The sequence below is a fragment of the Pedococcus sp. genome, from assembly GCF_036554925.1.
In the GTDB taxonomy this organism is placed as follows: Bacteria; Actinomycetota; Actinomycetes; order Actinomycetales; family Dermatophilaceae; genus Pedococcus_A.
Genome location: NZ_DATBMI010000042.1, coordinates 1 through 18,469, shown reverse-complemented (window position 1 = coordinate 18,469; position 18,469 = coordinate 1). Strand labels below are relative to the sequence as shown.

The following is an 18,469-nucleotide window of genomic DNA, read 5'->3' as shown; positions in this document are numbered from 1 at the left end:
AGCGGAGGGTCGGGCGGTTGGGGCACTGCGCGCGAGCTCGTGCGCAGTGCCCCAACCGATCAGCTGGGCGTGAACGTCTTGTAGGCGCAGTTCGTCGCCGACGCGTCCCTCGACGTCTTCGTGCACACCTTGAGCGTTGCGGCCTTGCCCGCCTTGAGGTGGACCGTCTTGGTGACGTTTGTGCCGTAGGAACCGGAGTAGACGGTCCAGGTCTGGTACAGCGAGCCACCAGCGGGCACACCGTGGAGCTCTGCGTAGGCGTGCTTTCCGTCCGACTGGGTGGTGTCCCGGACGCCGAACTCGTCGCTGGGGGTCTCGTACCACCCGACAGCGACGAAGTCCGTGCTGTCGAGCCAGTAGTTGGCGGCGTGGGCGGTCGTGCTGGCAGCGAGTAGTGCGGCGGCCGTCATGGCGGTTGCGACGACGACGCGGTGAGCTGTGTTCATGAGGTTCCCCCAACCTGTCGAGTGACTGGACGTGCCGCCCCCGGGTTCCAGGGGCAGCGCCGAGGTTCTCAGGCCGAGGTTCATGGGCAGGCCTCGAATTGGTAAAGCATTGACAAGGACAGCGGTGACGGCGTCAACGGTTGCCCACCGGGCCGACCCCCCCCGCCGAGGTGAGGGACCCCGCGTCGCCGGCTGTCGCGCGCTGGAGCTCGCCTCGCTTCTGCGCAGCCGCGGTGGGCGGCGGCACACTGCGCCCTGCCCTCCGTGCTCGCGTGGGGCAGGGCCAGCACGAGGGACTGTGCCTCCGTCAGCTGGGGGAGTCCCCTGGCCCTCACCGGGCATACCGTCCGGTCCATGGAAACGCTGCGGGCGCTGTGGGACTGGCGGGTGCTGGCCTGGCCCGGTCTGGCGTGCCTGGCCCCGCTGGCCATGGCGTGCGTCCCGCCCGGCGATGGTTGCCCCTCGCTGCTCGGTGCCGCCGAGGCTGGGCCGCCCCCGTTCCTCGCCTCCATCGAAGGGTGCGAGCCGATGGAGGTGTGGCTCACGCTCACGATGCTCTCGCCGGTCATCGTGCTGGCGATGGCTGTGGCCGTGGAGGTCGCTGCGGGAATCTGGCGCAGACGGGAGGGCTCGACGGCCTGAACCGAACCGTCGGAGGCCCAGGATGCGTTGGCCATGCCTGCCACCCGATGCGCGCCCTTCACGGCGCCGCTGGTCAGGGCCGGCGTGCCGGTGCGCTGACCTCGGCGTCGGCGGCCGGGCGCAGCGCGTCGATGGCCGCCAGCAGCCGCTGGCGCAGGGCCTGGCCGCGCGCCGCGAAGCCGCGCTGAGCGGCGGCATACTGCGCCTTGCCCTCGGGTGTCTCGATGCGCACCGGTTCGTAGCCCAGCTCGGTGAGGTCGTAGGGCGAGGCCCGCATGTCGAGCTCGCGGATCTCCCGGGCGAGGTCGAAGCAGTCCATGACGAGGTCGCTCGGCACCGCGGGGGAGAGCTTGTAGGCCCACTTGTAGCAGTCCATCGCGGCGTGCAGACAGCCCGGCTGCTCCAGCGCAGCCTGTGCCTCGCGGGTGGGCTGGAGCAGGTTCAGGGAGCGCGCGGGCGGGGTGTAGAAGCGGAACGCGTCGTAGTGCGAGCAGCGGATCTGGTGCGACTCGACGACCGCGTCGGTGCCCGCAGCGCCGAGCCGCAGCGGCCACCCGGCGTGCCGGACCTCCTCCTCGCCCAGCCGGTAGACCATGGCCCACTCGTGCAGGCCGAAGCAGCCGAACTGTGCCTGCCGGGCGGCCGTGGCGCGGACCAGCCGCGAGACGAAGTCGACCGTCTCGCCGCGTGACCCGAGGAACGCGTCGGTGTCGAGCACGACACCGTCACCCTCGGCGCGGTAGAAGCGCCACGACGCCCGGGGCAGGCCGGCCGCGCCCTCGAGGACGACGCCCGGCCCCGGGTGCCAGCGCCGCAGCTGAGCGGGCCGGTGCGAGTAGTAGGTGAACAGGAAGTCCTCGACCGGGTGCCTCCGGCCTCCCTCGCGGCGTCGGAGGTGACCGGTGGTGGCGGCGTCGACGCGGGCCTGGTGGGCCGCCTCAGCCGACTCCCACTCGCCACCCGCGAGCACCCTGTCCTCCACGGCCACCAAGGGTATGCCGTGGCCGCACCACCGAGATGGGCGGCCGGAGGGGTCGGTGGCTAGGCTCGGGCCGTGCGCATCGCGAGGTTCACCACGGGCGAGGACCCGGCCTACGGCCTGGTCGACGGAGCGGGCGAGAAGATCGCCGAGATCACGGGCGACCCGCTGTACCAGAAGATCGAGCTGACGGGCGCGACCCACCTCGTGGCCGACGTGCGCCTCCTCGCCCCCGTCATCCCGCGCAGCAAGGTGATCGGCATCGGCAGGAACTACGCCGACCACGCTGCCGAGATGGGCGGCGAGGCGCCGGCAGAGCCGATGATGTTCCTCATCCCGAACACCGCCGTGGTCGGCCCCGGCGAGCCGGTCGTGCTGCCCCCGCAGACCTCGGAGGTGCACTACGAGGGCGAGCTGGCCGTCGTCATCGGTCGGCTCTGCAAGGACCTCGAGCCGGGGGAGGCGTCCAAGGTCGTCTTCGGCTACACCTGCGCCAACGACGTCACCGCCCGCGACCTGCAGCGCTCGGACGGTCAGTGGGCCCGCGCCAAGGGCTTCGACACCTTCTGCCCGCTCGGCCCCTGGATCGAGACCGACCTCGACCCAGCCGCCCTGGCCATCACCACCCGGCGTGACGGCGACGTGGTCCAGGACGGCACGACCGCCGACATGGTGCACGGCGTGGCCACGCTCGTCTCGCACGCCTCCAAGGCGTTCACGCTGCTGCCGGGCGACGTGATCCTGACCGGCACGCCCGCGGGGGTCGGCCCGGTCGAGGCGGGGCAGCGGGTCGAGGTGGAGGTCGAGGGGATCGGCATCCTGGCCAACCCCTTCGTCCGTCACTGACCCCGCCGGCCGGGTCCACCCGCACCTGCGACCACCGCTGGGCGCCGCTGGGGCGCCGCTGGGGCGCCGCTGGGGCGCCGCTGGGGGCCGCGGTGTGCCGCACGGCCGGCTTCCCGGCACACGGCACCTGGCGCCGCGCTCATAGAATCGGCACCACCATGAGCGCATCCCCCACCTCGGCCCCCCGTCTCCGCGTCGCCCCGTCACCCACGGGCGACCCCCACGTGGGCACGGCCTACATGTCCCTGTTCAACCTGGCCTTCGCGCGTCAGCAGGGCGGCAGCTTCGTCCTGCGCATCGAGGACACCGACCGTGCGCGCTTCCGTGCGGACAGCGAGCAGCAGGTCTTCGACACGCTGCACTGGCTGGGGCTCAGCTGGGACGAGGGGCCGGACGTCGGCGGGCCCTACGCGCCCTACCGGCAGTCCGAGCGGCTGAAGACGTACCGCCCGTACGTCGAGCGCCTTCTCGACGAGGGCAGGGCCTACCACTGCTGGTGCTCGCAGGACCGGCTGGCGGAGATGCGCGACAAGCAGCAGAAGCTGAAGCTCCCGACCGGATACGACCGGCTGTGCCACGGCAAGACCCGCGAGGAGCGCGAGGTCCTCCCCGGGTTCACCGAGACGCCCGTCGTGCGCATGCTCATCCCCGAGGACGTCGAGCTCCAGTTCGACGACCTCATCCGGGGCCGGGTCTCGGCGCCGAGGCCCGACGACCAGGTCATCCTCAAGGCCGACGGGTTCCCGACCTACCACCTCGCCGTCGTCGTCGACGACCACGAGATGGGCATCACCCACGTCGTGCGCGGCGAGGAGTGGATCTCCAGCACCCCGAAGCACGTCCTGCTGTACCGCTGGCTGGGCCTCGAGGCGCCGCGTTTCGCTCACATGCCGCTGCTGCGCAACACCGACAAGTCCAAGATCTCCAAGCGCAAGAACCCGGCCGCCCGGCTGACGTGGTTCCAGGAGCAGGGCTACCTGCCCGAGGCGCTGGTCAACTTCCTCGCGCTGCTGGCCTACCCGCCGAAGCAGGACGCCGAGGGCAACGACGTGGAGGTCTTCAGCTTCGAGGAGTTCGCCAAGGACTTCGACTGGGGCAAGGTCAACCCGGTCGGGCCGATCTTCGACCTCAAGAAGCTCGAGTGGCTCAACGGCGTCTACATCCGCGAGCTCGAGGTCGGCGAGCTCGCCACGCGCCTGCTGCCGTACCTCGAGCGCGAGGAGATCCTCCCCGAGAGCCCCAGCCTCGGGGAGCTGGCCCGCCTCAGGGCCGTGACCGAGCTGATCCAGACCCGGATGGCCCTGCTCACGGAGGCCGCCGCGCTGGTCCGGCCGTTCTACCTGGCGGACGACGAGCTCGAGATCGCCGACGACGCCCGGGCCCAGCTGAAGGAGAACGCCGGCGAGGTGCTGGCGACGGCGACCCGGGTGCTCGGAGACATCGACGACCACGGCACCGGCGTGCTGGGCTCCGAGAGCGGCTGGAGCGCCCCGGTCATCGAGGCTGCCCTGCGCGAGGCGATCGTCGACGGGCTCGGCATCAAGCCCAAGTTCGCGTTCGGCCCGCTGCGCACCGCCGTCTCCGGCCAGCGCATCTCGCCCCCGCTGTTCGAGTCCATGGAGATCCTCGGCAAGACCTCGACGCTGGCGCGCCTGCACCGCCTCCACGACGAGCTCTCGCAGGGCTGACCGCGCGGGGCCTGAGGAAGCCCACAGAAGGAGCAGGGCCGCGCCGGCGGAGCACGCTGGCGCGGCCCTACTCCCTTTGGCCGATCCCCGGGTGATCCGCCGCGCCGGAGACTGGACTGGACCTCGACTGGACCTTTGCGGGAAGGGCTGCCGCCATGTCTCACCCGTCGCTGCCGGAGATGCTCAAGGGGATCGACCTGTTCGCCGGGGTGCCCGAGTCCGTGCTCTCCGACCTGGTCGAGGCCGGCGCCACGATCCACACGCCTGGCGGTCGCGCCGTGGTGACCCAGGGCAGCGACGACGCGGGCCTGCGGGTGGTGCTCAAGGGCAGCGCCGTGGTGGAGGTGAACGGCACGCGCCGTGGCGGGGAGCTCGGGCCAGGGGACTACTTCGGCGAGATCTCGGTCGTCGACGGAGCCGGGCGCTCCGCGACGATCATCGCGGGGGAGACCGGGCTCGAGACGTTCGCCGTGTCCCCACTCAGCTTCTGGCCGCTGGTCGACCGACACGAGGCGCTGCGGCGGTCGCTGCTCAAGGCGCTGTGCGCGCGCATCCGCTCACTCGACGTCGCTGCGAGCGCGACCTGCTGACGTCCCGCTCCCGAGGGCCGACGGGAACCGAGCGACCCGGGGCCGGTGGAGGGGTGGGTGGGTGACGCCCGCCTCGGCGGCAGGAGAGCCGATTTGGGCGAGCGTCGAACCGCCCGGTAGTATCGCCTCTCGGTTCACCGCCCACGGCCTTCCGGGCCAACGGCAGTGATACCCCCTTGGGGTATGGTGTAATTGGCAGCACGACTGATTCTGGTTCAGTTAGTCTAGGTTCGAGTCCTGGTACCCCAGCGCGTGTCTCCCGGTCGCAAGACCGGAGGCCGATTCGGAGAAAAGCCCTCTTGCAGGTAAGGTTCTCTCCGCTGCCTGGGCCGCTGAGAAGCGCCAGGCAGAACAGCTAGGGCCCCGTTGTGTAGCGGCCTAGCACGCCGCCCTCTCAAGGCGGTAGCGCGGGTTCGAATCCCGTCGGGGCTACGCGAGCAGAGCCCCCGTCCACCGGACGGGGGCTCTTCGCATGTCCGGGTGGGGCGCCGCGGCTCGGTGTCGCTCAGGTCGCGCGCGTGTGACCTGGTGGTCGCGGTGCGGCGCCGGCAGGGCGTACTGCGCCAGCCCGAGCAGCTCGTGCTGGGCGGCGGGTGGGTGGTCGAGGGCCGCCACCACCGCGCCCCGCTCGGAACGGACGAGGTCAGGCGTTCTGCTGCTGCTGGGCGGCGTGGTGGCGGGCGAGCACCTCGGTGAGCTTGTTGGCTCCGGCCACGACTGTGGCGGCGTGCAGGCGGCCGGGCTGGCGGGAGAGGCGCTCGATGGGGCCGGAGATGGAGACGGCGGCCACGACGCGCCCCGACGGGCCCCGGACGGGTGCGGACACCGAGGCGACGCCGGCCTCGCGCTCACCCACGCTCTGGGCCCAACCGCGGCGGCGCACCCCGGAGAGCGTGGTCGCCGTGAACTTGGCACCGTGCAGCCCGCGGTGCAGCCTGTCGGGCTCCTCCCAGGCGAGCAGCACCTGGGCCGCCGAGCCGGCGAGCATCGACAGGGTGGCCCCCACCGGGATCGAGTCACGCAGGCCGACCGGCCGCTCGGCCGCCGACACGCAGATGCGGTGGTCGCCCTGGCGCCGGAAGAGCTGGGCGCTCTCGTTCGTGTGGTCGCGCAGGGCCCCCAGCACCGGGCCGGCGGCAGCGAGCAGGCGGTCCTCGCCCGCGGCGGCGGCGAGCTCGGCCAGGCGCGGCCCGAGGACGAAGCGGCCCTGCATGTCACGGGTGACCAGACGGTGGTGCTCGAGCGCGACGGCCAGGCGGTGGGCGGTCGGGCGGGCGAGTCCGGTCGCGGTGACGAGCTGCGCGAGGGTTGACGGCCCGGCCTCGAGGGCACCGAGAACGATGGCGGCCTTGTCGAGAACGCCGACCCCACTGGTGATGTCCATGTCTTGATATTGACGTCTCATTGCCTGAGACGCAAGTTCACGCGCGGGGACGGCGGTGCGAACCTCGCAGTACGGCGTGCAGGAGCGCCGTGCCCGGGTCGACTGCGAAGGAGCAACGAGGTGTCAGGAACGCTGGCGGAGAAGGTGTGGGATGCCCACGTCGTACGACGCAGCGAGGGTGAGCCAGACCTGCTCTACATCGACCTCCACCTCCTCCACGAGGTGACGAGTCCGCAGGCCTTCGACGGGCTGCGGCTCGCCGGGCGCCCGGTCCGCAGGCCGGACCTCACCCTGGCGACCGAGGACCACAACGTCCCCACGACGCCCGGGCCGATCACCGACCTCACCAGCAGGACCCAGGTCGAGACCCTGCGGCGCAACTGCGAGGAGTTCGGCGTCCGCCTCTTCCCGATGGGCGACGCGGAGCAGGGGATCGTCCACGTGGTCGGTCCGCAGCGCGGCCTGACCCAGCCCGGCATGACGATCGTCTGCGGTGACAGCCACACCTCGACGCACGGGGCCTTCGGCGCCCTCGCCTTCGGCATCGGCACCTCCGAGGTCGAGCACGTCCTCGCGACCCAGACCCTGCCACTCACGCCCTTCAGGACGATGGCCGTCAACGTCGAGGGGGAGCTGCAGCCCGGCGTCACCGCCAAGGACATCGTTCTGGCCGTCATCGCGAAGATCGGCACCGGCGGTGGCCAGGGCTACGTCCTGGAGTACCGGGGGAGCGCCATCCGGGCGCTGTCGATGGAGGCCCGGATGACCATCTGCAACATGTCGATCGAGGCCGGTGCCCGCGCCGGCATGATCGCCCCGGACGAGACCACCTTCGCCTACCTGAAGGACCGCGAGCACGCACCCACCGGCGCCGACTGGGACACCGCGGTCGAGGAGTGGCGCACGCTGCGCACCGAGGACGACGCGGTGTTCGACGCGGTCGTCGAGCTCGACGCCGACACCCTGACGCCCTTCGTCACCTGGGGCACCAACCCCGGCCAGGGTGCGCCGCTGTCGGAGTCCGTGCCCGACCCCGAGGCGATGGCCGACGAGAACGAGAAGGCCGCCGCCCGTCGCGCCCTGGAGTACATGGGTCTCGAGGCCGGCACGCCCCTGCGCGACATCCGCGTCGACACGGTCTTCGTCGGGTCGTGCACCAACGGCCGCATCGAGGACCTGCGCGCCGCCGCTGCCGTCATCGAGGGCCACCACGTCGCCGAGGGCGTGCGCATGCTGGTCGTCCCCGGGTCGGCCCGCGTGCGGCTGCAGGCTGAGCAGGAGGGCCTGGACAGGGTGTTCACCGACGCCGGGGCCGAGTGGCGTCTCGCCGGGTGCTCGATGTGCCTGGGGATGAACCCGGACCAGCTCGCGCCGGGGGAGCGCAGCGCCTCGACGTCCAACCGCAACTTCGAGGGGCGCCAGGGCAAGGGTGGGCGGACCCACCTCGTCAGCCCGCTCGTCGCTGCCGCGACCGCCCTGCGCGGCACGCTCTCCAGCCCGGCCGACCTGGTCGACGCCCACGCCGAGGGAGGCCACTGAGATGGACGCGTTCACCACCCACACCGGCATCGGCGTCCCGCTGCGGCGCAGCAACGTCGACACCGACCAGATCATCCCCGCCGTCTACCTCAAGCGCGTGACGCGCGACGGCTTCGAGGACGGCCTCTTCGCGGCCTGGCGCAAGGACGAGTCGTTCGTCCTCAACCACCCCTCGTATGCCGCCGGGTCGGTGTTGGTGGCCGGCCCGGACTTCGGCACCGGCAGCTCGCGCGAGCACGCCGTCTGGGCGTTGATGAACTACGGCTTCCGCGTCGTGATCTCGAGCCGCTTCGCCGACATCTTCCGCGGCAACAGCGGGAAGCAGGGCCTGCTCACCGCCCAGGTGGCCCAGGACGACGTCGAGCTGCTGTGGAAGTACCTCGAGAACGAGCCGGGCGCGTCGGTGACGGTCGACCTCGTGTCGAGGACCGTCACCGCCGGTGACATCGTCGCGCCGTTCACCGTCGACGACTACACGCGCTGGCGCCTGATGGAAGGGCTCGACGACATCGGGCTCACCCTCCGCCACGAGCCGGCCATCACGGCTTTCGAGGGCCGCCGGCCCTCTCACAAGCCCACGACCACGGTCGCCTGACCCGCCGGCCGCCGCGCTTTTCGCGGCGTGTCCGGCACAAATTTTCGCTGAGGCGCCCCGAGAGCTCCCTCGGCTCGCCCTCGACCCCGGTCGGGCCCGCTCCGCCGATCCTGTGAGGATCGTCGCCGGGGTGAGAGTGAGCCCGATGGTGTTGTGCCACAAAGGTTTTGAGTGATGTCAGGCAGCCATGCCCGGGTGGCGGGGTGTGGGGAGACTGGTGTTGGGGGCCCGCTGCCCGACCCTCTTCCCGGGCGTGATTTGGGTCCGAATGCCGTTGCGAGACAACGAATCGGGGGCCTCGCATGGTGGACGCGGCACGCGTTGACCCATAACGTCGTTCCCAACGTCGGGCGCCAGCTCGACCGCTCACCACCTTCGCCGGGCCACGGGGCCCGGCGCCGGACCCTGTGGAGGGGACAACGTGAACAAGGCAGATCTGGTCAAGGAGCTGGAGACCCAACTCGGCAGCCGGAAGGCGGCCAACGACGCCCTGTCGGCGGTCATCGACGTGATCATCCGCCAGGTTGCGAAGGGCGAGAAGGTCGCCATCACCGGGTTCGGCACCTTCGAGAAGGCGGCTCGCGCGGCCCGCACCGGCCGCAACCCGCGCACGGGGGCGACGGTGCGCATCAAGAAGACCAACGTCCCCAAGTTCCGCGCCGGCTCCGGCTTCAAGGAGGTCGTGGCCAACCCCAAGAAGCTCCCGAAGGCTGCCGCTGCCGGTGCCCGGGCGGCAGCGGGCACCGCCACCAAGGTCGCCGCGAGCGCCACCAGCGCCGCGAAGAAGGCGGCCCCCGCCAAGAAGGCCGCCCCCGCCAAGAAGGCCGCCCCGGCGACGAAGGCGGCGACGGCCAAGACGGCTGCGAAGAAGGCCGCTCCCGCGAAGAAGGCCGCTCCCGCGAAGAAGGCCGCTCCGGCCAAGACGGCTGCGAGGAAGACGGCTACCACGACGAAGGCGGCGCCCGCCAAGACGGCAGCCAGGAAGACCGCACCCGCGAAGAAGACGGCGCCGGCCAAGACCGCGGCAGTCAAGAAGAGCGCACCCGCCAAGAAGGCCGCCCCCGCGAAGAAGACGGTTGCGGCGACGAAGACCGCTCCGGCCAAGAAGGCGGCTCCGGCCAAGAAGGCCACGGCCAAGCGCGCGGCGAAGAAGGCCTAGCGAGTCACTCGAGCGAGCCCGACAGGGGCCGGCACCCACCAGGGTGCCGGCCCCTGCTGCTGTTGCGCCATGCTGTGCGCATGGCTGACATCCTCACCGTCACCGGTGGATCCCCGCTCGTGGGCGACCTCGAAGTCCGTGGTGCCAAGAACCTGGTCTCCAAGGCCATGGTCGCCGCCCTGCTCGCCGAGGGTCCGTGCGTGCTGCGCAACGTGCCGGAGATCTCCGACGTGAAGGTCGTCTCGGGCCTGCTCGAGCTCCACGGCGTGAAGATCGACTCCACAGACAACGACGGCGAGCTGCTCCTCGACCCCACGAACGTCGAGCAGGCCCATGTCGCCGACATCGACGCGCACGCGGGGTCCTCCCGGGTTCCGGTGCTGCTGTGCGGCCCTCTGCTGCACCGCCTCGGCGAGGCGTTCATCCCGGACCTGGGCGGCTGCCGCATCGGCGAACGGCCCATCAACTACCACCTCGACGTCCTGCGCCAGTTCGGCGCCGATGTGCAGAAGCGGCCGGAAGGGCTGCGGCTGACCGCGCCCCACGGCCTGCACGGCGCCAAGGTCCGGTTGCCGTTCCCGAGCGTCGGTGCCACCGAGCAGGTGCTGCTCACCGCCGTGCGCGCCCAGGGGGTGACAGAGCTCAGCAATGCGGCGGTCGAGCCGGAGATCATCGACCTCATCTGCGTCCTGCAGAAGATGGGCGCCATCATCAGCGTCGAGACGGACCGCGTCATCAAGATCGAGGGCGTGGACCGTCTCGGCGGCTACGAGCACACGGCGATCCCGGACCGGATCGAGGCCGGCTCCTGGGCGTGCGCCGCGCTGGCGACGCGGGGGGACGTCTACGTCCGCGGGGCGCAGCAGCAGCCGATGATGCCGTTCCTGAACGTCTTCCGGAAGGTCGGCGGCGCGTTCACCATCGACGACGAGGGCATCCGCTTCTGGCACCCCGGTGGCCAGCTGCGCTCGCTCGTGCTCGAGACCGACGTGCACCCCGGCTTCATGACCGACTGGCAGCAGCCCCTCGTCGTGGCGCTCACCCAGACGAGCGGCCTGTCGATCGTGCACGAGAGGGTCTACGAGAACCGCCTCGGTTTCACCGAGGCCCTGGGTGAGATGGGCGCGGTCATCCAGCTCTACCGCGAGTGCCTGGGCGGCTCGCCCTGCCGCTTCGGCCGGGCGAACTTCCGCCACTCCGCGGTGGTCTCGGGGCCGACGCCCCTGAGGGGAGCGGAGATCACGGTCCCGGACCTGCGTGGCGGGTTCAGCTACCTCATCGCCGCGCTCGCCGCCGAGGGCACCTCCAAGGTCCACGGCATCGACCTCATCTACCGCGGCTACGAGCGGTTCTCCGACAAGCTCGACGCCCTCGGCGCAACCTACGACGTGGGTTAGGACCCGCTGCCCTCAGCCGATCCGCTGGTCGTCGCCGATGCCGACGATCCAGAGCCGCTCGACGGTTCTTCCGTCCGCAGCGAGGTCGATGCTGATCCGCTGGCCGGTGCGCAGGTGGCGCAGGGCGCTGCGCGCGAAGACGTCGGCGGGGAAGGCGACCTGCTGCCCGTCGTCGAGCAGGGCGGAGCCCGCACCGGTGCTCTCGTCGAACGTGTGGACGCTGGCCTGCACGTCCGGAAGCGTAGCGCCCGCGGCCGCGAGGCAGGCGGTGGTCGCGGGGCCGAGGCCGAGGGCGGTGGCCGCGGCGAGGCTGCGGTCGTCGTCGACGTCGGTCCGCAGGTGGGGGAGGTCGAGCTCGAGGCGGCGGTGCCCGGCCCGTTCGTGCCGCGCCGCCGACCCCGCGCCGAAGGCGGGATCGAGGTGGCCGGTGCGCGACGTGAGCAGGACGGTGCCGGTGCCGTCGGCGTCCGGAACCACGGCCCGCTCGTGGGCCGCCGCCGCCGCCAGCGCGTCGGCGAGGTCGCCTGCACGCAGGGCGGGGACGTCCCCGAGCAGGACGGCGAGGTCGTGGCCCTCCGACCGCGCGTCCTGCGTCGAGCCGCCTCGCGAGGCCGCCGCCAGCCCTGCCGACACCGCGGCGTTGAGGCCCTGACCGGGATCGGGGACGACCAGCGCACCGAGCCCCTCGGCCACGCGCGCCACCGCGGCGTCGGAGGTGACGACGCAGACCCGCCCACGCGGCATACCCGAACAGGCTGCCGCCAGGCAGTCGCTGGCGATCGCGAAAGCGAGGTCGGCGCGCGAGATGCCGGTGGGTGGGTGGAGCCGCGACTTGGCGCCGGCACCGCCCTTGACCGGCACCACGAGCTGCCAGGCAGCGGGATCGACGGGGGTCATCGACACGATCGTCCCAAGCGAGGGGGCCCTGCTCGACAGCGACCCCCGCACCCGAGAGGATGCAGTCCCGACCCCGTCAGGACTGGAGTAGTGGTGACCCCGAGCGGCAGACACCCGTTGCCCTTCGCGTATCGACTCGCGGTGGCCATCGTGCGTCCCGTCATGCTGCTGCTGACCAAGCGGGACTGGCGCGGGTGGGAGCACTTTCCCGCCAGTGGGGGCTTCGTCGTCGCCCCCAACCACGTCTCGCACGTCGACCCGCTGGCCTTCGCCCACTTCCTCTTCGACAGCGGCCACCCCCCGTTCTTCCTCGGCAAGGAGGCGGTGTTCCGCGTGCCGGTCGTGGGCGCGATCCTCCGGGGCGCCCAGCAGATCCCGGTGTTCCGCAACACCGGCCGTGCCGCTGACGCGTTCCGCGCTGCCGTCGAGGCCGTCGAGGCCGGCAAGTGCGTGGGCGTCTACCCCGAGGGCACCCTCACCCGTGACCCCGCCCTGTGGCCGATGGTGGGCAAGACCGGCGCCGCGCGCATCGCGCTGACGACCCGCTGTCCCGTCATCCCGGTCGCGCAGTGGGGGCCGCAGGAGATCCTCGCCCCCTACTCCAAGCGCCCACACGTGCTCCCCCGCAAGACGATGCATGTCCTTGCCGGCCCGCCGGTCGACCTCACGGACCTCTACGACCGCCCACTCGACGCGGTCGTGCTCCGGGAGGCGACGGCCCGCATCATGGCCGCGATCACGGGGCTGCTCGAGGAGCTCCGCGGCGAACCGGCTCCTGCCGAGCGGTTCGACTCGCGCAAGCACGGGCTGCCCGAGACCGGCAACTTCCACAAGAAAGGCCATGCCTCATGACGACCGCCGCCGTCTTCGGCACCGGTAGCTGGGGTACCGCGTTCTCCGCGGTCCTCGCCGACGCCGGAACCCACGTCCGGATGTGGGGCCGACGCCCCGAGGTCGTGGCGCAGATCAACGCGGGCAGCAACGAGGACTACCTTCCGGGCATCCGACTTCCCCAAGGCGTCACTGCCACGACCGACCCCGGGGAGGCCGCCGCGGGCGCCGACATCGTGGTAGTGGCCGTTCCGTCCCAGACCCTGCGGACCAACCTCGAGGGGTGGTCGTCGCTGCTGCCGCAGGACGCCGCGGTCGTGTCGCTGATGAAGGGCGTCGAGCTCGGCACGACGAAGCGGATGAGCGAGGTGATCGCCGAGGTCGGCGGTGTCGACCCCCGGCGCATCGTCGCCATCTCCGGGCCGAACCTCGCCCGCGAGATCGCCCTGAAGCAGCCGGCGGCCAGTGTCGTCGCCTGTGTCGACGAGGCGGTGGCCGAGCGGGTCGCCGACGCCTGTGCCGCACCGTACTTCCGTCCCTACACCAACCCCGACGTCATCGGGACCGAGCTCGGCGGCGCCGTCAAGAACGTCGTGGCCCTTGCCGTCGGGATGGCCGAGGGCATGGGCATGGGCGACAACTCCAAGGCGTCGATCATCACCCGCGGCCTCGCGGAGACCACCCGACTGGGGGTGGCCCTGGGCGGCGACCCGGCGACCTTCGCCGGCCTCGCGGGGCTCGGCGACCTCGTCGCCACCTGCATGTCCCCGCTCTCGCGCAACCGCACCTTCGGTGTGAACCTCGGCCGCGGGATGAGCGTCTCCGAGGTGGTCGCGGTGACGCGACAGACGGCCGAGGGCGTCAAGTCCTGCGACTCGGTGCTGCAGCTCGCGAAGGACCACGGCGTGGACGTGCCCATCATCGAGCAGGTGGCCGCCGTCGTGCACGAGGGCCGGACCCCCCAGCAGGTGGTCGAGTCGCTGCTGGCCCGGGCCCGCAAGGCCGAGGTCGACTAGTCGTACGGGGACCCTGGTCGCGTCAGGTCGCGTCAGGTCGCGTCAGGTCGCGTCAGGCGCGCAGGGCCCGGTCGAGGTCGCGCCAGAGATCCTCGACGTCCTCGATGCCGACGGAGAGGCGCAGCAGGCCCTGCGGCACCGTGGCCGGCTCGGCGGGGTGGCGGCGACGTCGCTCCACCTGCGACTCCACGCCCCCGAGGCTCGTCGAGTGTGTCCACAGGCGGCAGGCCGCGGCCACGCGCTCGGCGGCCTCGGCCCCGCCGTCCACGTCGATGGCGACGATCGCCCCGAAGCCGGGGTAGCGGACCCGCTCGACCGCGGGGTGGCCCTCGAGTCGGGAGGCCAGGTCGGCCGCCGTGGCAGTGGCGCGCTCGACCCGGAGGTGGAGGGTCCGCAGGCCGCGCAGGGCGAGCCACGTCTCCATCGGCCCGGCGATCGCGCCGTGCAGCAGGCGGTGCGTCGCGAGCCGGTCACGCAGCCCGCGGCCGTGGTCCGTCGCAGGAGTCACGAGCGCGCCGAGGATGACGTCGGAGTGGCCGGCGAGGTACTTCGTCACCGAGTGCAGGACGAGGTCGGCGCCGAGCGTCAGGGGCTGCTGCACCAGGGGCGTCGCGAACGTGTTGTCGCAGACGCTGAGCACACCGCGCTCGCGCGCCGCGGCGCACAGGCCGGGCACGTCGAAGACCTCCAGCATCGGGTTGGTGGGTGACTCCACCCAGAGCATCGCCGCACCCTCCAGGAGGTCCGGCACGGTCGCCGTGTCACCGGCATCCAGGCGGCGCACCCTGACGGCCCCCTGCTCCTCGAGCCGGTCGAGCAGCGCCGTGGTGCCGTTGTAGGCGTGAGCCGGCACCACCACCGTCCCCCCGTGCGGCACGAGCGACAGGGCGGCCGCGACGGCACCCATCCCGGAGGCGAACACCAGCGCCTCGCCGCCCTCGAGCGAGCCGAGCGCCTCCTCGAAGGCCGACCACGTGGGGTTGCCGGCGCGGGCGTAGTTGACCGGGCCGTCGGCGATGTAGGTCGAGGAGAACTCGAGCGGGGCGTTGACTCCGGCGCCGGGCAGCCTGTCCTGCCTGCCGAGCGCGACGAGGCGAGTGGCGGGGGAGAGGTCGTCGGCGAGGTGCGCGTCGGTCACGTCGCCCAGCCTAGGGGCGGGCGGGCGCGCCGGGTCGGGGCCGCCGGTGGGTGGGCGATACAGTCACGGGCGATGAGTATCGAGCAGCCCGCACCCCGCAAGACCCGTGTCGCCCTCGTGTTCGGCGGACGCTCCTCGGAGCACGCGGTCTCCTGCGCGACCGCTGCCGGCGTGATGCGGGCCATCGACCGCGAGGCCTACGACGTCATTCCGATCGGCATCGCCCGCGATGGGCACTGGGTGCTCAGCGACGGCGACCCGGCACGGCTCGAGCTGACGGCGGGGCACACCCCGGAGGTGAGCTCCAGCGACGCCGGAGTCGTCGTCCCGCTCGGGACGAGCGACCGCTCCCTGACGGTGCAGGAGCCCGGCCAGGTGCCGCGCAGCCTCGGCGAGGTCGACGTGGTCTTCCCCCTGCTGCACGGCCCGTTCGGTGAGGACGGAACCATTCAGGGCCTCCTCGAGCTCGCCGACATCCGCTACGTCGGGTCAGGGGTGCTGGCCTCCGCGGCCGGGATGGACAAGCACTACATGAAGGTGGTCTTCTCGGGCGCCGGCATCCCCGTCGGCCCGTATGCCGTGGTCACCGACGCGCAGTGGCGGCGGGACCGCGCCGCGGCCCTCGACGCCGTGGCTGCGCTGTCCTACCCCCTCTTCGTGAAGCCGGCGCGGGCCGGTTCCAGCATGGGCATCACCAAGGTCACCGACCCCGGCGGCCTCGAGGCGGCCATCGAGGTGGCCCGCGAGCACGACCGCAAGGTGATCGTGGAGCAGGGCATCTCCGGCCGAGAGATCGAGTGCGCCGTCCTCCAGGGCCGCGACGGTGCGCCACCGCGCACCTCCGAGGTGGGCGAGATCGAGGTCGACCGCGACGGGGGGCACGACTTCTACGACTTCGAGGCGAAGTACCTCGAGGAGCAGGGGGTCACGCTGAGCTGCCCGGCGAAGGTGCCCGACGAGGTCGCGGCCGAGGTGCGCCGGCTGGCGGCGGCCGCGTTCGACGCGCTCGGCTGCGAGGGCCTGGCCCGGGTCGACTGCTTCTACACCGACCGGGGCGACGTGATCGTCAACGAGATCAACACGATGCCAGGCTTCACACCGCACTCGATGTACCCGCAGATGTGGGCCGCGTCGGGCCTGGAGTACCCCGAGCTCATCGACGAGCTGATCACCCTGGCGCTCGAACGGCCCACCGGCCTGCGCTGACGCTCGAGCCCTCGCGGGACGTGGGCAGAGGCTGCTGCCGCAGCGGCACGCAGCAACCTGACCCCTCGCCTGCAACCCCTGCTAGCAGAGGTTGCTGCAGCGCAAGGGTCAGGTCAGGGCCAGAGCAGGTCAGGTGCAGGTGCGGCCGTTGGCGGGGAGGGCGCGCGCCGCGTCCGCGAACGCCGGGAGCAGCAGCGGCTCCGGCGCGTAGGCGTCGGGCACCAGCACCTCGATCGCCGGGTCGCGGCCGAACGTCGTGAAGGCCGCGCCGTCGCTCAGCTCCCGCACCACCCAGTCCACCCCGTCGACGGCGAGGCACTCCTGCGTGGTGGGGGGCAGGGCCGCCAGACCGCACCGGGCGACCACCGGCGGGTCGCCCCACGCGGCCACGGCCGGGCTGCCGGCGGTGGTCTCCACCGGGGCCTGGCCCGAGACCGTGTCGGGCCAGCGGGTGGCCGCCTCCACGCAGGCCGTGGAGGCGGCCCGGGGTGGTGCCGTCGCCTCCACTGCGCTGGAGCACCCGGAAAGCAGGCCACCGGCGACCCCCAGAGCGAGGGTGCCGGTGGCCAGGGCGCGCGCCGTGCGGCACGCCGTGGAAGGGGACGTCACACGTGGACGACCGTGCACGTCAGGGTGCGGGTGATGCCCGAGACGTCCTGGATCTTGGCGATGACGAGCTTGCCGAGCTCGTCGACGGTGCCGGCCTCGACGCGGGCGATGACGTCATAGGGGCCGGTGACGTCCTCGGCCAGCACCACACCGGGAATGCCGGCGATGGCCTCGGCCACTGTCGCAGCCTTGCCGACTTCGGTCTGGATCAGGATGTAGGCCTGGACCACCACGGGACACCTCACTTGTTCGGCTGGCCGGGGCAGTTCGCTGCCCCGAGGGAACCAGGCCGGGACGGGTCCCGGCCACGCCAGACGCTACCGTCTCGGTGGACCGCCCGTCTCGCCAAGGAGGTGACGTCATGATCACAGGGGATGAGACCCTCGGGCAGGTGTCCGAGGAGGGGCTGCTGCACTCCATCTTCCCCTTCTTCGCACCCCAGCCCGGCCTGCTCGTCGGACCAGGTGACGACGCCGCCGTCGTGGCCTGCAACGGCGCGCTGGTCGCGACGACCGACGCCATGGTCCGCGGGCGCGACTGGCTCGACGACTGGTCGAGCGCCGCCGATGTCGGCGCCAAGCTGGTGACCCAGAACCTCGCCGACGTGGCGGCCATGGGTGGCGTCGCCACCTCGATCCTCGTGACGCTGGTCGCCGACCCGGCGACGCGGGCGGCCTGGGCGCGAGACTTCGCACGCAGCATCGGTGAGCGGGCCGCGGAGGCCGGGGTGGCCGTGGCAGGCGGTGACCTGTCGTCGGCGCCACCCGGGGTGCTGCTGGTGTCGATCACCGCGCTCGGCGACCTCGGCGGTCGGGAGCCGGTCCTGCGCAGCGGTGCCCGGCCCGGGGACACCGTGGCCGTCTGCGGCACGCTCGGCCGCTCGGCCGCCGGACTGCTCCTCCTGCAGCGGGAGGGAACCCGGGCGGCCCGGCACGGCGGCATCCACCGGGTGTGCCTGGACCACCACCGGGCCCCGGTCGCGCCCCTCACTGCGGGCCCGCAGGCGGCGCTCGCAGGCGTGACGGCGATGCTCGACGTGTCCGACGGGCTGCTGCGCGACGGCAGCCGGATCGCCGCCTCCAGCGGTGTGCGCCTCGACCTCGACGGCTCGGCCCTCGCCCCCGACGTCGAGCCCCTCGCCGCAGCGGTGGGCGAGGAGGCGGCCCGGGAGTGCGTGCTGGCCGGGGGGGAGGAGCACAGCCTGCTCGCCACCTTCCCCGCCGGGGACCTGCCCACGGGGTGGCGCGCCATCGGCGCGGTGGCGGGGGGGTCGGGCGTCACGCTCGACGGCGTGCCCCAGCAGCCGCGGGGCTGGGACCACTTCGCCGGCTGAGGCGTGCGGTCGGCGCCTGCGTCGGCCGGTCGTGGGGCCAGGAGATGACTGAAGCCGACCTCCCCGAGGGGAGATCGGCTTCAGTCGGTGTGCCGGTCGGCTGGGTCAGCGCTTGACCTTGCCGGCCTTGAGGCACGAGGTGCAGACGTTGAGACGCTTCGGGGTCACGCCCGC

Annotated in this window: 19 protein-coding genes and 2 tRNA genes; 14 read left to right on the top strand and 7 right to left on the bottom strand. The window is 72.3% G+C overall.

The window, feature by feature from the left end; all coding sequences use genetic code 11:
- Nucleotides 1-59: 59 nt before the first annotated feature.
- Nucleotides 60-446: a hypothetical protein gene (locus VIB11_RS03030; protein ID WP_332028228.1), complete on the bottom strand. Its 387-nt coding sequence runs from the start codon at nt 444-446 to the stop codon at nt 60-62.
- Between the two features lie 354 nt (nt 447-800).
- Here VIB11_RS03030 and VIB11_RS03025 point away from each other — a divergent pair, with 354 nt between their 5' ends.
- Nucleotides 801-1,088, top strand: coding sequence for a hypothetical protein (locus VIB11_RS03025; protein WP_332028226.1), 288 nt, complete (start codon nt 801-803; stop codon nt 1,086-1,088).
- 73 nt (nt 1,089-1,161) lie between these two features.
- On the opposite strand, the gene VIB11_RS03020 is transcribed toward VIB11_RS03025, so the two are convergent.
- Nucleotides 1,162-2,070 (bottom strand): 3-methyladenine DNA glycosylase, encoded by a 909-nt coding sequence (locus VIB11_RS03020; protein ID WP_332028224.1) that lies wholly within the window; start codon nt 2,068-2,070, stop codon nt 1,162-1,164.
- A 72-nt stretch (nt 2,071-2,142) separates the two neighbouring features.
- Between VIB11_RS03020 and VIB11_RS03015 the strand changes: the two genes are divergently transcribed.
- The 5 genes from VIB11_RS03015 to VIB11_RS02995 all read left to right on the top strand — a co-directional run bounded on the left by VIB11_RS03015 (nt 2,143) and on the right by VIB11_RS02995 (nt 5,623).
- Entirely contained in the window at nt 2,143-2,913 is a 771-nt protein-coding gene (locus VIB11_RS03015; protein WP_332028222.1) for a fumarylacetoacetate hydrolase family protein, read from the top strand.
- 158 nt (nt 2,914-3,071) lie between these two features.
- Nucleotides 3,072-4,601 carry a glutamate--tRNA ligase gene (gene gltX, locus VIB11_RS03010; RefSeq protein ID WP_332028220.1) on the top strand — a complete coding sequence of 510 codons (1,530 nt, stop codon included), beginning with the start codon at nt 3,072-3,074 and terminating at the stop codon, nt 4,599-4,601.
- A 155-nt stretch (nt 4,602-4,756) separates the two neighbouring features.
- Nucleotides 4,757-5,191 carry a cyclic nucleotide-binding domain-containing protein gene (locus VIB11_RS03005; RefSeq protein WP_332028218.1) on the top strand — a complete coding sequence of 145 codons (435 nt, stop codon included), beginning with the start codon at nt 4,757-4,759 and terminating at the stop codon, nt 5,189-5,191.
- 177 nt (nt 5,192-5,368) lie between these two features.
- Nucleotides 5,369-5,440: transfer RNA gene (locus VIB11_RS03000), tRNA-Gln, on the top strand.
- A gap of 110 nt (nt 5,441-5,550) precedes the next feature.
- A tRNA-Glu gene (locus VIB11_RS02995) sits at nt 5,551-5,623 on the top strand.
- Between the two features lie 211 nt (nt 5,624-5,834).
- Here VIB11_RS02995 and VIB11_RS02990 read toward each other — a convergent pair.
- Nucleotides 5,835-6,575, bottom strand: a complete 741-nt coding sequence (locus tag VIB11_RS02990; RefSeq protein WP_332028216.1) for an IclR family transcriptional regulator — start codon at nt 6,573-6,575, stop codon at nt 5,835-5,837.
- A gap of 120 nt (nt 6,576-6,695) precedes the next feature.
- Here VIB11_RS02990 and leuC point away from each other — a divergent pair, with 120 nt between their 5' ends.
- The 4 genes from leuC to murA all read left to right on the top strand — a co-directional run bounded on the left by leuC (nt 6,696) and on the right by murA (nt 11,265).
- Nucleotides 6,696-8,114 (top strand): 3-isopropylmalate dehydratase large subunit, encoded by a 1,419-nt coding sequence (gene leuC, locus VIB11_RS02985; RefSeq protein WP_332028214.1) that lies wholly within the window; start codon nt 6,696-6,698, stop codon nt 8,112-8,114.
- A gap of 1 nt (nt 8,115) precedes the next feature.
- Entirely contained in the window at nt 8,116-8,709 is a 594-nt protein-coding gene (gene leuD, locus VIB11_RS02980) for a 3-isopropylmalate dehydratase small subunit (RefSeq protein ID WP_332028212.1), read from the top strand.
- 421 nt (nt 8,710-9,130) lie between these two features.
- Nucleotides 9,131-9,868, top strand: a complete 738-nt coding sequence (locus VIB11_RS02975; RefSeq protein WP_332028211.1) for an HU family DNA-binding protein — start codon at nt 9,131-9,133, stop codon at nt 9,866-9,868.
- 80 nt (nt 9,869-9,948) lie between these two features.
- Entirely contained in the window at nt 9,949-11,265 is a 1,317-nt protein-coding gene (gene murA / locus VIB11_RS02970; RefSeq protein ID WP_332028208.1) for a UDP-N-acetylglucosamine 1-carboxyvinyltransferase, read from the top strand.
- A 12-nt stretch (nt 11,266-11,277) separates the two neighbouring features.
- Here the strand turns inward: murA and cofC are convergent, their stop codons facing one another.
- Entirely contained in the window at nt 11,278-12,162 is an 885-nt protein-coding gene (cofC, locus tag VIB11_RS02965) for a 2-phospho-L-lactate guanylyltransferase (protein WP_332028207.1), read from the bottom strand.
- Nucleotides 12,163-12,303: 141 nt separating this feature from the next.
- On the opposite strand from cofC, the gene VIB11_RS02960 reads away from it, so the two are divergent.
- Entirely contained in the window at nt 12,304-13,014 is a 711-nt protein-coding gene (locus tag VIB11_RS02960) for a lysophospholipid acyltransferase family protein (protein ID WP_332028205.1), read from the top strand.
- Nucleotides 13,011-14,009 carry an NAD(P)H-dependent glycerol-3-phosphate dehydrogenase gene (locus VIB11_RS02955; protein WP_332028204.1) on the top strand — a complete coding sequence of 333 codons (999 nt, stop codon included), beginning with the start codon at nt 13,011-13,013 and terminating at the stop codon, nt 14,007-14,009. The genes VIB11_RS02960 and VIB11_RS02955 overlap by 4 nt, the downstream gene beginning before the upstream one ends.
- Before the next feature lie 52 nt (nt 14,010-14,061).
- On the opposite strand, the gene VIB11_RS02950 is transcribed toward VIB11_RS02955, so the two are convergent.
- Nucleotides 14,062-15,147, bottom strand: coding sequence for a trans-sulfuration enzyme family protein (locus VIB11_RS02950; RefSeq protein ID WP_332028202.1), 1,086 nt, complete (start codon nt 15,145-15,147; stop codon nt 14,062-14,064).
- Nucleotides 15,148-15,204: 57 nt separating this feature from the next.
- On the opposite strand from VIB11_RS02950, the gene VIB11_RS02945 reads away from it, so the two are divergent.
- The gene (locus VIB11_RS02945; RefSeq protein WP_332028232.1) at nt 15,205-16,353 is read left to right on the top strand and encodes a D-alanine--D-alanine ligase family protein; all 1,149 of its coding nucleotides are present in this window, start codon (nt 15,205-15,207) and stop codon (nt 16,351-16,353) included.
- Nucleotides 16,354-16,482: 129 nt separating this feature from the next.
- Here VIB11_RS02945 and VIB11_RS02940 read toward each other — a convergent pair whose 3' ends face one another.
- Nucleotides 16,483-16,962 carry a DUF3515 family protein gene (locus tag VIB11_RS02940; RefSeq protein WP_332028200.1) on the bottom strand — a complete coding sequence of 160 codons (480 nt, stop codon included), beginning with the start codon at nt 16,960-16,962 and terminating at the stop codon, nt 16,483-16,485.
- On the bottom strand, nt 16,959-17,192 hold the full coding sequence (locus VIB11_RS02935; RefSeq protein ID WP_332028230.1) for an Lrp/AsnC ligand binding domain-containing protein: 234 nt from the start codon (nt 17,190-17,192) through the stop codon (nt 16,959-16,961). Before VIB11_RS02935 ends, VIB11_RS02940 begins: the two co-directional genes overlap by 4 nt.
- 131 nt (nt 17,193-17,323) lie before the next feature.
- Between VIB11_RS02935 and thiL the strand changes: the two genes are divergently transcribed.
- A complete protein-coding gene (thiL, locus tag VIB11_RS02930) occupies nt 17,324-18,295 on the top strand; it encodes a thiamine-phosphate kinase (protein WP_332028199.1) in 972 nt (323 codons plus the stop codon).
- The last annotated feature ends 174 nt before the right edge of the window (nt 18,296-18,469 follow it).